This window comes from Frankia nepalensis, assembly GCF_016786325.1.
Taxonomy (GTDB): domain Bacteria; phylum Actinomycetota; class Actinomycetes; order Frankiales; family Frankiaceae; genus Pseudofrankia; species Pseudofrankia nepalensis.
In genome coordinates this window covers 16504-31737 of sequence record NZ_JADWYU010000207.1, presented here as the reverse complement: position 1 = coordinate 31737, position 15234 = coordinate 16504, and the positions used below count along the sequence as shown (strand labels likewise).

12 protein-coding genes are annotated in these 15234 nt (G+C 69.5%); 1 reads left to right on the top strand and 11 read right to left on the bottom strand.

The genetic code is table 11. The features are described 5' to 3' along the window. Positions 1-430: 430 nt before the first annotated feature. Positions 431-1579 (bottom strand): thiolase family protein, encoded by a 1149-nt coding sequence (locus I6A81_RS33070; protein ID WP_203004111.1) that lies wholly within the window; start codon positions 1577-1579, stop codon positions 431-433. 329 nt (positions 1580-1908) lie between these two features. Between I6A81_RS33070 and I6A81_RS33065 the strand changes: the two genes are divergently transcribed. Next, positions 1909-2544: a TetR/AcrR family transcriptional regulator gene (locus tag I6A81_RS33065; protein ID WP_203004112.1), complete on the top strand. Its 636-nt coding sequence runs from the start codon at positions 1909-1911 to the stop codon at positions 2542-2544. A gap of 83 nt (positions 2545-2627) precedes the next feature. Here the strand turns inward: I6A81_RS33065 and I6A81_RS33060 are convergent, their stop codons facing one another. The 10 genes from I6A81_RS33060 to I6A81_RS45860 form a co-directional block, all read right to left on the bottom strand. After that, entirely contained in the window at positions 2628-3848 is a 1221-nt protein-coding gene (locus I6A81_RS33060) for an ABC transporter substrate-binding protein (protein ID WP_203004113.1), read from the bottom strand. Between the two features lie 408 nt (positions 3849-4256). After that, positions 4257-5447: a CaiB/BaiF CoA transferase family protein gene (locus I6A81_RS33055; RefSeq protein ID WP_203004114.1), complete on the bottom strand. Its 1191-nt coding sequence runs from the start codon at positions 5445-5447 to the stop codon at positions 4257-4259. An 84-nt stretch (positions 5448-5531) separates the two neighbouring features. Next, complete coding sequence (locus tag I6A81_RS33050; protein WP_203004115.1) at positions 5532-6011, bottom strand: nuclear transport factor 2 family protein; 480 nt, start codon at positions 6009-6011, stop codon at positions 5532-5534. Continuing rightward, complete coding sequence (locus tag I6A81_RS45210; RefSeq protein ID WP_203004116.1) at positions 5911-6804, bottom strand: ABC transporter ATP-binding protein; 894 nt, start codon at positions 6802-6804, stop codon at positions 5911-5913. The genes I6A81_RS33050 and I6A81_RS45210 overlap by 101 nt, the downstream gene beginning before the upstream one ends. Continuing rightward, positions 6801-9560, bottom strand: coding sequence for a branched-chain amino acid ABC transporter permease/ATP-binding protein (locus I6A81_RS33040; protein WP_203004117.1), 2760 nt, complete (start codon positions 9558-9560; stop codon positions 6801-6803). Before I6A81_RS33040 ends, I6A81_RS45210 begins: the two co-directional genes overlap by 4 nt. 39 nt (positions 9561-9599) lie before the next feature. Continuing rightward, positions 9600-10904, bottom strand: coding sequence for an ABC transporter substrate-binding protein (locus I6A81_RS33035; RefSeq protein ID WP_203004118.1), 1305 nt, complete (start codon positions 10902-10904; stop codon positions 9600-9602). A 223-nt stretch (positions 10905-11127) separates the two neighbouring features. Then, positions 11128-12312, bottom strand: a complete 1185-nt coding sequence (locus tag I6A81_RS33030; protein ID WP_203004119.1) for an acyl-CoA dehydrogenase family protein — start codon at positions 12310-12312, stop codon at positions 11128-11130. Positions 12313-12348: 36 nt separating this feature from the next. Further along, positions 12349-13599 (bottom strand): amidohydrolase family protein, encoded by a 1251-nt coding sequence (locus I6A81_RS33025; RefSeq protein ID WP_203004120.1) that lies wholly within the window; start codon positions 13597-13599, stop codon positions 12349-12351. 129 nt (positions 13600-13728) lie between these two features. Continuing rightward, positions 13729-14919 (bottom strand): CaiB/BaiF CoA transferase family protein, encoded by a 1191-nt coding sequence (locus I6A81_RS33020; protein WP_203004121.1) that lies wholly within the window; start codon positions 14917-14919, stop codon positions 13729-13731. Between the two features lie 146 nt (positions 14920-15065). Further along, on the bottom strand, positions 15066-15227 hold the full coding sequence (locus I6A81_RS45860) for a hypothetical protein (protein WP_203004122.1): 162 nt from the start codon (positions 15225-15227) through the stop codon (positions 15066-15068). Positions 15228-15234 lie beyond the last annotated feature (7 nt).

Genomic DNA, 15234 nt, shown 5'->3' with positions numbered 1-15234 from the left:
GCACGTTCCGATCGATCGCGACATCGAAAGGGTCGTAGTAGACCGGGGACATCGTGCCGACACTCATCGGCTGCTCCACTCCTGCTGAAGACAATCAGGAACTACAGCCTACATAAATGTATAGATGTTTTCCATGGGCGCTCGGCGAGTCGGCTGCCGGCGCGGTCCTGGCACCCGGGCCGCGCCCAGCCGGTCGACTCGCCGAGCTCCGCGTCGCCGAGCGGCGGTGATCGCCAGTCGGCGGCGCCCCAGGCGCGCCACTCCCCTAGAACGCCCAGAACGGTCCGACCAGGTTGAAACAAAGCACCCGGCGATACGACCGAAGCGCGCGCCCGGAGCCCCGACACCCGTCGTCGCGGCTCGCCTTCAGAAGGTTGGCCTTGACCTTAGCCATGCCAGCCGGGTTGCCCGGACGCGGCGACTGGACGGTCTAGAGCAGTTCAAAGATGGTGGCGTTGGCCTGACCTCCGCCCTCGCACATGGTCTGCAGCCCGTAGCGGATGCCGTTGTCGCGCATGTGATGCACCAGCGTGGTCGCGATCCGCGCCCCGGAACCGCCGAGTGGATGCCCGAGCGCGATCGCCCCGCCGTTCGGGTTGAGGGCCTTGGCGTCGGCGCCGATTTCGGCCAACCAGGCGAGCGGCACGGACGCGAAGGCCTCGTTGACCTCGAACGCCCCGATCTCGTCCAGGCGCAGCCCGGACTTGCGCAGCACCTTCTGAGTGGCGGGGATCGGCGCCGTCAGCATGATCACCGGATCGGCGCCGGCCAGCACCGCCGTGTGCACCCGCGCGATCGGTGCCAGCCCCAACTCGCGCGCCTTCTCGCTGGTCGTCAGGAGAAGCGCCGCGGAGCCGTCCGAGATCTGTGAACTGTTCCCGGCGGTGATCACCCCGCCGTCCGGCTTGAACACGGTCTTGAGCGAGGCAAGCTTCGCCACTGTCCCGCCCCGACGCACCCCCTCGTCCTGGCTGACCACGGTGCCGTCGTCCAGAGTGACCGGGGCGATCTGCGCGTCGAACCGGCCGTCGTCCTGCGCCGCGGCGGCCTTCTCGTGCGAACCGAGAGAGAACTCATCCAGTTGAGTGCGGGAGAACCCCCACCGTTCGGCGATCATCTCCGCGCCGGTCCCCTGGTTCGGCGCCACCCCGCCGTAACGGGCGAGGAACTCCGAACCCAGCGGGTCCTGGTCCAGCAGGGCGCTGAACATCGGCACCCGGCTCATCGACTCGACGCCCCCGGCCACCACCACGTCGTAGTGACCCGCGATCAGTCCGGCCGCGGCGAAGTGCACGGCCTGCTGTGACGAGCCGCACTGGCGGTCCACCGTGACGCCGGTGACCGACTCGGGCCAGCCCGCGGCCAGCGGGGCGTTGCGGGCGATGTCCAGCGTCTGTTCGCCCACCTGCGACACGCAGCCCCAGATCACGTCGTCGACCTCGCCCGGGTCGATCCCGCCGCGTTCGGCCAACGCCCGCAGGACGTGCGCCGACAGGTTCACCGGATGCACGCCGGACAGCGCCCCGTTCCGCTTGCCGACGGGCGTCCGCACGGCCTCCACGATCACTGCGTCCCGCATGGTCCGGCTCCTTGTCGAGGGGCCTGCGCCGATGGATCGGGTCCGCCGGCGTCTGGAAGGCCGGCGCGCGATCAGGCGACCGTCACCGTCAATGCTGACGGTGAGGCGGCGTCACAGTCAACCTTGACGGTGACCAGGAGCGGGGTCGGTTTCCGCGCCGTCGCGGACGACCGGGAACTGGTGGCCGTGACCGAGCGGATGATCTCAGGGCGGCCGCGCCTCAGTGGCTGATAGGACTGACGCGGGCGGCGTCCGCCGAGCGCCGCGCTCACCGCCTGGGAGAGTGCCTCGTGGGCGCGCGCCGGGCGGCCCCTTCCCTGGGAGGATCGATGATCAGCGAGGCCGCGGCGGGCTACCAGGCCCGGCGCGACGAGCAGCGAGAGGACAGCCGAAGGCGCATTCTGGACGCCGCCGTGGACTGCCTGATCGAGGGTGGTTTCGCCAACGCCACCACGCTGCGTATCCAGACCCGCGCGGGCATCTCTCGCGGCGGGCTGCTCCACCACTTCCCGTCCCGTGGCGCCCTGCTCGTCGCCGCCTCGGAGCACCTCGCTCGCCAGCGCCTCGCCAGTACCAAGGAGCAGGCCGAGCAGATCGCCCGTGCCCACCCCGCGGGTCCGGAACGACTGACCCGCATGGTCGAACTGATGTGGTCCTCCTTCCATGAGCCCCATTGGTGGGCGGCTCTCGAGCTGTGGACCGCGTCTCGTACCCACGAGGACATCGCCGCCGCGCTTCGCCCCGTGGAACGCCATCTCGGTGCCATCGTCCGAGACACGACCGACGCCATGTTCGGACCCGTCTACGTCAGCCACCCCCGCTACCGGCAGCTGCGGGAGCTGCTCCTGAACAGCATGCGCGGCCTGGCCTTGACCTACGCCTTCGACCGTCGCGACCCCGCCCAGGACCAGAATCTCGGCGCCTGGAAAGATCTGGTGATCGCCATGCTCGAGACCCACGACTGAGCAGGCTGGACGGCGTGGCCGCCCCGGCGTGTCCAGAGTCTCCGGACATACCGGGGCGGTCCATCCACCGGGTAGCGGCGGTTCTAACCCGCGCCGGTTTGAATGATCTCCCCGCACCAGAAGCCGCTGGGGCTTGTCGGGTCACCTATCGGCTGCCACTGGTTGCCGGCCTCGTTCACCTGGACGAAGTTGAGGCACTTGGCCGGGTCCCGGGGATTGCTCAGGTCCTTCGGTGGGATCAGGCCACCGGCGGTGAAGTCCTCCACCTCGCGCAGCTTCTGGATGAACTGCTCCCGCGTGGGGCACTCCCCCGCCAGAGTGAGGCCGGTCAGCATCTCGTCCGCGGCGACGTACCCGGCCACCGCCAGCACATCCTCAGGGTTGGTCAGCTCTGGCGCATAGGTGTCCACGTTGCGGAGATAGGTGGCCATCGCGGCCGACCCGAAGGCGGAGTAGGGAACGATGAATGTGGCGCCCGCCAGGCCGCGGCCCGCCGAGGCGAGGAGGTCGGCGCTGTACCCGGTGGCGTTCAGCGCCAGCTTGAGCCGCAGAGGGGCAAGCAAAGGGTAGATCTGCTGGAACGTGTCGATCTGGAGTGCCCCGATGACGGCGTCGGCCCCGCTGCGCCGGATCGTGTCGACCACCTTGGTGTCGCTGGTGATGTCCTGCACGATGCCCAGCCGGCCGACCACCTGGATGCCCTGGCTTTGCAGGCTGGGAGTGAGCTGCATGGCCAGGCTGTCCGCCGCTCCAGCCTGTTCGGTGACGAGCAGGAACACCTTGGTCGCGTGCTGGGCCTTCACGAACCGGCCGTAGGTGGTGGTGGGATGGCTCTTGTTGAAGGAGTTGCCAAAGTGGAACACGTTGGCGTGGTCGCTCCACTCCTCCGAGGTGGCCACACCGACGACCGGGATCTTCGCCTGCTCCAGCCACTCGAAGGTGTCCGAGGACAGCACGAGGGTCTGCGCCACCAGCGCGAAGACGCCCTGACCGTCGCTGTCGTCGAGCAGGTCACGGGCGGCCAGCGAGAAGACGTCCGGGCTGTCCTGGTCGTCGCGCCAGTCGATGACGACTTCGCGTCCGTGGACGCCGCCCTCGGCGTTGGCCGCCTCGATCCGCGCCTCGACAGCGCTGAGGGTGGCCCGGAAACCACTCTCACCCGAACCGCTGTCCGGGTAGATGAGTCCGATCCTGATCGTGTCGTCGGTGACACCGGGCGAAGCGCATGCGCCGCGCTCGTCCGACGAGCCGGCGGACGAGCCGCCGAGGGCACCGCAGCCCCCGAGCGCGGCGGATATCAACACAAGCGAAACCGCTACGCATCTTTTCTTTAATCGTGCACGGTTCATCGACCTGAATACCTCCAGCTCTTTCCCGGGATGGGACGAAATGAATAGTATCGTCGATATCCCGTGGACTATGACCGGGGCACAGGTTAGCGAGGGCTACGGTATTCGCGAGCCGGATTTCCTCAGGACCCGCGAGCAGGTCCTGACGAGCTGGCGCCACGAGGGCTCCACATGTTGTGCGGGATGACCTCCTCTGTCGTGGATGAGGACGTGGATGGTTCGGCTGGATTGGCCGTCAGGTCCAGATCGGTGGGCGGTTCAGCCGGGCGGCGAAGATCCGGAGAAATTCAGCCCGGCCGACTGGCCTGCCGCCGCCGCCCGCCCGTTCCGCGGCCCGGAAACGGCCCTTCCCGCCGGCCCGCGTCAGGCCACGACACCGCGCACCTTGAGGTCGACGATGTGGTCCCAGGCGATCCCGAGGCCGGTGAGGATCGAGTCGCCGTGCTCGTTGAACCCCGGCGCGCGGCTGGAGGAGGCGGCCTGGCCGTCGAACTGCACCGGGGCCGAGACCAGCGTGAAGGGCCTGCCACTGTCGGTATGGCAGGTCTGCAGGTAGTCGTTGGCCAGGGCCTGCGGGTCGTGCAGGACGTCCTTGACGTCCTGTACCGGGACCCATTGTCCGCTGAAGTCGGCGAGAGCCGCGCTCCACTGGTCGAGCGTCCGCTCGAGAAACACCTCGGTCAGGATCGCCGAGGCGTCGGCGCTGTTCGCGAACATCGCCTGGTGGTCGCTGAAGCGCGGGTCCGTGGCCAGCTCCGGTCGGCCGATGACCGGGGCGAGCAGGGCCCAGTAGTGGGCGGCCTGGAGGCAGGAGAACGCGAGCCAGCGGTCGTCCTTGGTTCGGTAGATCGCCGAAAGGGGGTTGCGGAGTCGCGGTGGCCAGTTCCAGGTGTCATCGATCGCCGCCACCGCGATGGCGCCTCCCATGGACCACATGCCGGTGGCCAGCAGGGAGACGTCCACGACGGGGGCTTCTCCCGTGCGCCCGCGGTGGAACAGCGCGCCCATCACCCCGCCCGCGATGTACATCGATCCGGTGAAGTCCCCGAATCCCGGTGCCGGCAGGAACGGGATCTCCCCGTCCCGGGACCGCGTGGCGACCGAGGTGCCCGTGCGGTGCCAGAACGACAGCAGGTCATACGAGCCCCGGTCCGCCTGTTCGCCGCGCTCGCCCTGGCCACTGCCTCGGACGTAGACGATGTTGGGGTTGTGGGCGCGGATCTGCTCGACATCGATCCGCAGACGCTCGCGCACCTTGGACAGCTTGTTCGTGAGGAAGACGTCCGCCGTCGCCACGATCCTGTAGAGGATCTCCCGGCCGGCTTCCTCGGATAAGTCCAGCGCCAGGCTCTTCTTGCCGCGGTTCGCCGACTGGAACAGCACATGCACGTCCATCGGACCCGCCGAGACCAGACCCCGGGCAGCGTCACCGCGGACCGTTGGTTCGATCTTGATGACTTCCGCCCCCCAGTCGGACAGGAGAGCGCCCGCCGCCGGGACGAAGCCGTGCTCAGCGACCTCGACGACACGCACACCGTTCAGCACCGCGGTCACGGAATCACCTCGAGACTCTCGTAGGGGCAAGGAAAGAGGAAAACGGGGGCGGGAGGACACGGCGCGTCGCGACAGGCTCCGGTCTCACTCCGCCTGCCAGACGTCGTAGATGTGCAGGGTGTCCTGGTACTCCTTGTAGCGCGCGACCTGGCCGTCCCGGATCCGCATCAGGATGAAGTAGATGTTCCGATAGCGGCGTTCGTTCATCGGGTTCCGGCCATCACCCAACGCCTCGACGGCGACCCGGTCGTCCTCCGCCGTGAGGCTGATGGCCCGCAGGTGGAAGTAGTGGGCCGGGTTCGCCGCGCCGGCGTCGAAGAGGCGTTTGAAGACGGACAGCGTCTCGGCCTTGCCCTTCAGGATGGCGCCGTACATGGTGTTTTCCAGGCCACACAACGTCGGCGACTGGAACGGCCGCGGCGTCGTCTCGCCGTCCCCGACGACCGCGGTGTGCCAGAGGAAGTCATCCGCCAGCAGCTTCTCGATCGCGTCGAGATCGTTGCGGTCGAAGGCGCTGACGTAGGCGTACGCGACTGCCTTGTTCGCCGCCAGGAGGTCGCTCATCGTCCTGCTGCTCCTTCTCCGTGTCCGCCGCCGGGCCATTCGGGACCGCGACGGGGGTGGCGAGCGCCGCGGTGGGCTCTGGCCTGTCGGGTTCGGCGGCGGCGCCCGCCAGGTAGGCGGCCTCGATGGCGCCGAGCTGGGACTGGACGTCGGCCACCGGGCCCTCGAGCACCAGGCGGCCTCGGTTCAGCACGTACACCCGGTCGGCGAATCGCAGCGCCTGGCGGACGTGCTGCTCGACCAGCAGGACGCCGACGCCGTCGGTGTCCGCCGCCTGCCGGAGCGCGGTCAGCAGTCGCCGCACGATGATGGGCGCGAGGCCCAGCGAGAGCTCGTCGGCTAGGAGGGCGCGCGGTCGGCGGGCCAGCGCCCGTGCCAGGGTGAGCATCTGCTGCTCGCCGCCGGAGAGCAGGCCCGCGGGGCGGTTCAGCACCGGTTCGAGTTCGGGGAACAGCGCCGTCGCGGCCGCTGTGGGCACGCCGGCGAGCTTCAGGTTCTCCTTCGCCGTGAGCCCCATGATGACCGAGCGTTCCTCGGTGATGAAGCTCAGTCCCGTGCGGCACCGCTCGTGCATGGGTGCCTTCGTCGGTTTGCCGTCGGCCAGGACCGTGCCCGCCAGGGGCGGGAGCTGACCGGCAAGGGTGAGCAGGGTGGTCGTCTTGCCGGCGCCGTTGGCGCCCAGCAGCGCGACGACCTCCCCCCTGGCGACGTGCAGGTCCAGTTCGCGGACGACCGCCATCGACCCATAGCCGGCCGAGAGGCCGGCGCATCCCAGCAGCGTGTCCATGGTCATGACTCGCTCATCGCCGGGGCGCGCCCCTCGCCCGCGTCCACGACCTCGGGCTCGGATTCCGACTCCGGCTCCGCGGTGCCGAGGTACGCGGCGACGACCGCCGGATCGCCGCGTACCTGGTCCGGCGTGCCGGTCGCGATGACCTTTCCGAACTCGATGCAGACGATGCGATCGCAGGTGGACATGACCATCGGCATGTCGTGCTCCACCAGGAGAATCCCCATTCCCCGTTCCGTGGCGAGCTCCCTGATGAGGCTGGCCAGTTCTCGGCTTTCGGCTTCGTCGAGTCCCGCGGCCGGTTCGTCGAGCAGGAGGATCGACGGTCCGGAGGCGAGGGCTCGCGCGATACCCACGTGGCGGCGGCGGCCGTAGGGCAGCTCGCCGGGCAGCTTGCGCAGGTGTTCCTCGAGCTCGAAGCCGCGGACCGCGGCCAGCGCGGTCGGGCTGAGCGGTCGGGACACCGGCCAGATCAGGTCGGTCAGCCAGGAGATCCGCGAGGCGCCGGCCTCCGACCCGGCCCGCAGGTTGTCCTCGACCGGCAGGTCGTCGAACAGCTCCAGTGACTGGAACGACCGCCGGATCCCCAGCCGGGCCCGCCTGGTGGCGCCCAGGCGGTGTACCGCGGCGTCGTCCAGGTGGATCGTGCCCGCGCTGGGTTTCACGAAGCCCGTGACCGCGTCGATGATCGTCGTCTTTCCCGCCCCGTTGGGCCCGATGAGGCCGACGATCTCGCCCGGGTGAACCTCGAAGCCGACGTCGGCCACGGCCACCACCGCTCCGAACCGGACGGTCAGCCCCGCCACCCGCAAGGTCGCCGGCGCGACGCGCTCGGCCTCGGCCAGTTCTACTGGTGTCTCGGCGCGGCGAGCGGCCGCGCGTCCCCGATGGTGGCGCACGACCACGTCCGCGATGCCGTGCTGGTTGGCCAGCAGCATGAGGATCACCAGCGCCGCGCCGATGATCGTGATCCAGCCGCCGAGTCCGAACAGGGCGTCGAGCGCCTCCGAGCCGAGGCCACCGACCGCGTTCGGCGCGGCGAACACCGCGCCCAGCGCGTATCCCAGGCCGCCGATCACGGCGAAGCCGACCTGGCTGACCGACGTGAACACGTCGAACCGGTCGTACTTGATGACCGAGAACTGGAAGGCCGTGAGGATGCCGCCGACCGCGGCGATCCCGGCGGCGACCGCGAAGGCGTAGAGCTTCACCCCGACCACGCTGATCCCGAGCGAGGTGGCCGCCCGTTCGTTCGTCCGCACGGCGATGAGCCGGCGGCCCGTGCGGGAACGGCGCAGGTTGGCCACCACCAGCGCGATCACCACGAACGCGACGAGGCAGACGACCGCCCAGCGATGGGGGTGGTTGACGGCGTCCACCTCCAGTCCGAACAGCGTGACCGGGCCGATCCGGGTGCCACCGTCGAGCCCGTCGCCCAGGTAGTCGCCGTTGGCGAACACCACCTCGGACACCGTGAAGCCGAGGCCGAGCGTCACCACGGCGAGGTTGACGCCTCGGGTGCGCAGCGCGGGCAGGGCGAACACGGCGCCGACGGCGACCGTGATGAGCACGCCCAAGGGGATCGCGAGCTCGACGGGCAGGCCGTGCCGGACGAGCTGGCCGGCGGCCAGCGCTCCGATCCCCGCGAGCGCCCACTGCGCCAGCGACAGCTGCCCGGCGTAGCCGGTCAGCACGACGATCGACAGCACCATCACGCCCGTCGCCAGCGACACGTACGTCGCCTGCGCCCACGAGTCGCCGAACACTCCGAACAGCAGCGCCAGCGTGACCGCGGCGCCAATGAGGACCCCACGCGCGTTGACCACGCCCGATCCCAGGCGGGGCAGCCGGTCCGCGACGTGCGAGCGCAGCGGGAGGCTTCGGCCCCGAAGGACCAGGACCACGAGGATCACCAGGAACCCCGCCGCGCGGTTGAGGCCGGTGATCTGCGACTGGTGCAGCCACCGCTCGATGTCGCTGTTGTAGCGGGTGGCGAGGGCCTCGCCGAGCCCGACGACGAGGCCGCCGACGAAGGTCAGCGGGAACGAGCTGAAGCCACCGAGCAGGGCGGCGGCGAGCGCCGCGATGGTGACCACGATCGTGAGGCCGACCGGTGACAGGCCGGTGAGTGGGGCGACGAGGACGGCCGCCAGGCCGCCGATGCCCCCTCCGAGGCCCCAGGTCACCGCGGCGAGGCGATTCGGGGACCAGCCGAGTGTCTGGACCGCCCGCTCGTTCTGCGCCGACGCCGAGATCGCCAGACCGGTTCGGGTGTACCGCGTCCATGCCCACAGCGCGCCCGTCAAGAGGGCCGAGATGGCGACGAGCCAGACCCGCTGCTCCTGGATGGCGACGCCTCCGACGATCCAGACGTCATGTGGGAGGTATTCGTCGACGGAGACGGTGGTGGCGCCGTAGCGCTGCACCACCACCGCCTGCACCAGTCCGAGCAGCCCCACCGTCGCGATCACCCGCACGATCGGTGCCGCCGACCGCAGCGGCCGCAGCACCAGCCACTGGAACAGCAGGGAGACGGCGACCGCGACCGCGATGCCCGCGAGCAGGGCCGGGACCGTCGGGACCCCGCGGTCCTGCTGGAGATCGACGAACGTCACGTACGCGGCCAGCGTGCCGATCGCCCCCTGGCCGAAGTTGACCAGGCCCGAACCGCGGTAGATCAGCACCGCGCCCTGCGCGAACATCGCGTAGACGGCACCGGAACCGAGCCCGACGATCAGGAACTGAAGGAACGACTGCATGGACGGTGCTTCCCTTCACGCGCGTGGAGTACTGACTCGTCAGCTCGGTTGCGCGTAGTCCGCCTCGCCCGCGAACTCACTCACGAGGTTGAGGAGCTTGTCCGACACGGTGAACTGGCCGCTGTCCGGGTCGAAGGTGACCTGGTAGTACCAGGGGTCCGAGACTCCGCCGAACAGGCCGGGACCGGTGGCGAGCGGGGTCCACGAGGGGATCAGGCCGTGCATGTCGACGTTCTTCGCGGTGCTGAAGGCGTCGAGCACGGCCTTGCGCGACACGTCGTCCGGGTCGCCGGCCTTGCCCAGGACCTGCACCAGCGCCAGCACCGACATCCAGGACTTGAGATCTCCCGCGTCGACGTTCTCCGGCCGCAGGTCCGACTCGCCGGACGCCTGGAAGTCCGCGAGGACGTCTCCCAGGACCGGCCAGCGCTCGCGCGATCCGGTGACCGGAGGCACCTCGGACACGAAGGTCACGTTCTTGACCGCGGTCCCGAACTGCTTGAGGTCCGTGAGGCTCGAGGTGCCCAGGGACAGCGAGAACTTCAGCGGGCTGCTCAGCTGCTGCGCCGCGCGCAGCACCTGCGCGGTGTCCGCCGGCTGGGTGATCAGCGCGGCTCCCTTGGCGCCGGAGTCGGTGGCCGCCAGCACGAACTGCTGGTAGTCGGTCGTTCCCGCCGCGACCGGGATCAGTTTGGTGATCTCAGCGCCGTGGGCCTCCAGCATCGGCTTCATGAGATCCGGCACCCGCTGGAAGGCGGGCGTGTCGATCGCGATGAGCGCGATCTTCGAGACGCCGGTCTGTGCCAGCGGCGGGATGACCATGAACACGTTGCCGGTGCTGCCGCCCCCGATCGGGAACAGGTTCTTGACGCCGATGTCGGCGACGTTCGGGAAGCCGCCGACCCGCGCCAGACCCGCCGTCTGCAGGGTCGACGTGACGTCCGCGCTGTTCTGTGTGGTGTCGTTGATCGTCGCGACGACGTCGCCGTCGGCGAACTGCCGCGCGCAGTCGAGTTCCCCGTTCGGATCGAAGTGCGTGTCGCAGGGCTCCAGGTCTATGCAGTGCCCAGCGATGCCGCCCCGGCTGTTGAACGCCGTGATCGCCGCCTCGGCGGCGTCGACCTGTGACCTGTGGGCGATCGCCGCCGTCTGGAACGGCGTCATCATTCCGATCTTGTAGACGGGCTTGCTCGAGTCGCACGCGCCGTTGTCGGCCAGCAGGCCCGACCGCTGCACGGCCTGGGCAGGCGTGCCGCCGTCATCGGCGTCGTCCTTCGATGTCGAGCAAGCGGCGGCTAAGAGTGTGAGAACGCACGCCACCGCGGCGAGCACGCGACGCTTCACGACTAGATCTCCCTTGGTTCCTTGTGCCTGGGTTGTGGGTGTTGCTGCCGCCGCGGCGGACGACCGCGCGTCGAGCGCGCTTCCCCGAGACCAGCCGATTGTGATAGCGATCGCTATTGGCTGGGCGCGAGGTTATACCGTCCCGCCACGCCGGACAAGGGGGTCCACCCGACCGAGCCAGCGGCGTCGACCGGCACCGCCGTTCACCCGGCCGGGCGCGGGTTCACCCGGTCGAGCCCGCTGTCGCCCCTCGGGCGATATCGCGGCCGATGATCTCCTTCATGATCTCGTTGGTGCCGCCGAAGATCGGCTGGATGCGGGCGTCGGCGTAGGCCCGGGCGATCGGGTACTCCCACATGAACCCGTAGCCGCCGTGCAACTGCACGCACCGGTCGACGACGCGGTTGTGCAGGTCGGACAGCCACCACTTGGCCTTCGCCGCGGCGACGGCGCTCAGCGTGCCGTCGCCGAGCGCCAGCACCGCCCGGTCGAGGTAGGCGCACGCCACGTCGAGTTCGGTGGCGAGCTCGGCGAGCGTGAAGCGGCTGTGCTGGAAGTCGCCGATCGCCTTGCCGAACGCGCGGCGCTCGAAACAGTAGTCGACGGTCCAGTCGAAGGCGGAGCGCGCGAACGCGTACGACGTGGCGGCGATCGACAGCCGCTCCCGTGGCAGCCGCTCCATCAAATGGGCCAGCCCTCGGCCCTGGGTGCCGAGCAGCGCGGTCGCGGGCAGGGCGATGTCGTCGAAGAACAGTTCGGCCGTGTCGTTGCCGCGCAGGCCGAGCTTCTCCAGCTTGCGGCCGTGTCGGAACCCGTCGGCGGTGCTCTCGACCAGGAACAGGCTGTACTCGCCCGGGCCCGCGGCCGGGTCGGTCCGCGCGAACACGATGACGACCTCGGCGAGGATCCCGTTCGTGATGAACGTCTTGGAGCCGGACAGCCGCCAGCCCGCGTCCGCGCCGCCGCCGTCGCGGGCCGCCGCCGTACGGATCCCGCGCAGGTCGCTGCCCGCGCCCGGCTCGGTCATCGCCAGCGCGCCGATCGCCTCCCCGGAGCACAGCCGCGGCAGCCAGGTCGCCTGCTGCTCGGGCGTGCCCAGGTCCATCAGGTAGGGGATGACAAGGTCGTCCTGCACACAGGTGCCGGCGTTGAACGACGCGGCACCGACCCGCGCGAGCTCCTCGATCAGCACCAGGCGGTACCGGTAGTCCGGATCGCCCGCGCCCCCGTGCTCGGCCGGGGCGGCGATGCCCAGCAGCCCCTGCGCGCCGGCCGCCAGCCACGCGGACCGGTCCACCAGGCCCTTCTCCAGCCAGGCGTCCTGGTGGGGAACCACCTCGCGCTCGACGAACGTACGCGCCGTCTCCCGCAGCGCCTCGTGGTCGGGCCCGTAGAAGTCCCGCCGCATGGTTCACACTCCCTCGTGAAGGTGCGGGTGGCGCGGTCAGGCGCGCGCGGCGTACAGCTTTCGCCACTCCGCCTTGCCGCGGATCGCGGTGTCCACGTCGGTCGCCTTCGCGCGTAGCGCGCCGACGGTCGCCTCCTCGCGGGGCGTGCGCTCGAACGGGTCCCAGCGAAAGAACCGGCAGCTGTTCTCCCAGAGGATCTTGTTTATCTCCTCGTCCGTGCACCCGGCGGCCACGAGGTCGGCGTGCACGGCCTCCGGCGCGCCGGGCCAGATGGAGTCGGAGTGCGGGTAGTCGCATTCCCAGGCGATGTTGTCGATGCCGATCTCGTGGCGCAGCTTCAGCGACGTCGGGTCGCTGATGAAGCAGGCCAGCGAGTGCTCGCGGAACACCTCGCTGGGCAGCTTCCCGCCGAAGTCGTGCCGGCTGCCCATGTGGTGCAGGTAGTAGCGGTCGCAGCGGTCGAGGAAGAACGGGATCCAGCCGATACCCGCCTCCGACCAGGCGATCTTCAGGTCCGGGTAGGTCCGCAGCACGGGCCCCCACATGAGGTCGACCGCGGCGATCGTCGAGACCTGGCTGACCAGCATGAGCCGGTCGAACAGCGCGTCGTCCGGCATCCGGATGGCGGCGAGGCCCTGGCCAATGTGCAGGCAGACTACGACCTGCTCCTCCACCGCCGCGCGGAAGAACGGGTCCCAGTGGTCGAGGTTGTTGTAGCTCGGCAGCCCCTGGACGTGCGGCAGCTCGGGCATCGTGATCGCGCGGGCGCCCTTGCGCGCCACCCGGCGCAGCTCCGCGGCGAGCGCCTGGGGATCCCACACCGGCGGGATCGCCATCGGGATGAACCGCTCGGGGTACGAGCCGCACCACTCGTCGATGAGCCAGTCGTTGTACGCCTGGGTCATGACCAGCGCCAGGTCCCTGTCCGGCGACTCCTGGAAGAAGCGGTTGGAGAAGCCGACGAAGCTCGGGAAGCACATCGACGCCAGCACGCCGTTGCGGTTCATGTCGCGGACGCGCTCGTGGATGTCGTAGGCGCCCGGCCGCATCTCCGCGAAGGTGGTGGGGTCCATGCCCCACTCCTCGCGCGGCCAGCTGACGACCGCGTTCAGGCCCGCCGACGTCGACACCTGACCCTCGAAGACCCACCGCTCGATGCCCCGGTCGTCCATCACGACCTTCGGCGCCCTGGCCCGCCAGCGCTCCGGGACGTGCCTGTCGAACATGTCCCGCGGCTCGACGACGTGATCATCAATACTGACCAGGATGAGGTTTTCCATCCGCATGGCGTGCTTACCTTCCGATCTTCCAGGTCATCCTGCGGTGGGCGAGACAGGAAGGCCATGTCCGGCGCGTCCGTGACCGGCGCCGTCCCGGCCGGTGTCTCGGGTGGCTGGCTCACGTGCGGTCGCCGCTCAGGCGACGACGCCGCGAAGCTTCAGGTCGATGACGGCGTCCCAGTCGAAGCCGAGCTCGCCGAGGATCTCGTCGCCGTGTTCGTTGTAGTCCGGCCCGCGGCCGGGGACCGGCGCCTGCCCGTTGTACTGGACGGGTGGTGCGACGAGGCGGACCTCGTCACCTTCCGCGGTCACGCAGGGTTGTAGGTAGCCGTTGGCGTCGACCTGCGGGTCGGCGGCCACCTCCCGTGCTTCCTGGACGGGACTCCACTGGCCGATGAACCCCTCAAGGGCTCGGCTCCACTCCTCGAGGGTGCGCTCGGCGAAGACCTCGGTGAGGATGGCGGCGGCCTCGCCGGCGTTGGCCAGCAGGGACTCGTGGTCCTGGAACCGGGGGTCCTCGGCCAGTTCCGGGCGCCCGATCGCCTCGCACAGGTAGGGCCAGTAATGCCCGGCCTGCAGACAGCACAGCGCGATCCATCGACCGTCCCCGGTCGCGTAGATCTCGCTGAGCGGATTCTTCAGCGCGGGCGGCCACTTCCAGTTCTCGTCGGCGATGGCGACCGAGATGGCTCCGCTCATGGCCCACATTCCGGTCGCGAGCAGCGAGACGTCGACGACTGGCGCCTCACCGGCACGTTCGCGATGGAACAAGGCACCCATGATCCCGCCGGCGATCGTCATCGCGCCAAGTGAGTCTCCGAATCCCGGGGCGGGCAGGAACGGGATCTGCCCTTCGGGCGACCGGGTGGCCATCGAGGCCCCCGATCGATGCCAGAAGGCGAGCAGGTCATACGAGCCCCGATCGGCCTGCGGGCCGTGCTCACCGAGACCCGTGCCCCGCACGTACACGATGTTCGGGTTGCGGGCCCGGATGTCGTCGACCTCGATCCTCAGCTTCGCCCGGACCCGCGGCAGCTTGTTCGTAAGGAAGACATCCGCGGTCTCGACCAGCCTGTAGAGGATCTCGCGGCTTTCCGGGACCGACAGGTCCAGCGCCAGGCTCCGCTTGCCACGGTTCGAGTGGTGGTGCATCACGTGCATGCCGCCGGCCTTTACCGACGTGAGTCCGCGCGAGGCGTCCCCGCGTCCCAGCGGCTCGATCTTGATGACCTCCGCGCCCCAGTCGGCCAGTACGGCGGAGGCCACGGGCACCAGGGCGTGCTCGGCGACCTCGATGATCCGCAAGCCCTTCATCACTGCCGTCATCGTTCCCCCCAGTTCGAGGTTGCCCTGGCCTTGACGCCCATGCGGCCGCGGGCGATTCATCACCCATACCCAGATAGCATTTACTATCGGCGCTGGCCGTAGTTCCACGACCTATCGTCGACGCGTTCTCCCGATGGAGGAGGAGGTCACTCCCCCGCTGCCCAGTAGTTCACAATGATCGACGTCGGCATGTCTGGATCGACGAGCCCAAAGCGCGCCAACAACGACACTCGCTCGCCCTGCCAGGCCAGGCCGATTCCGATAGGACGCCCCAGTCCGCCCGGCGCGCCCACCACCACGGCACGCATCAGGAGA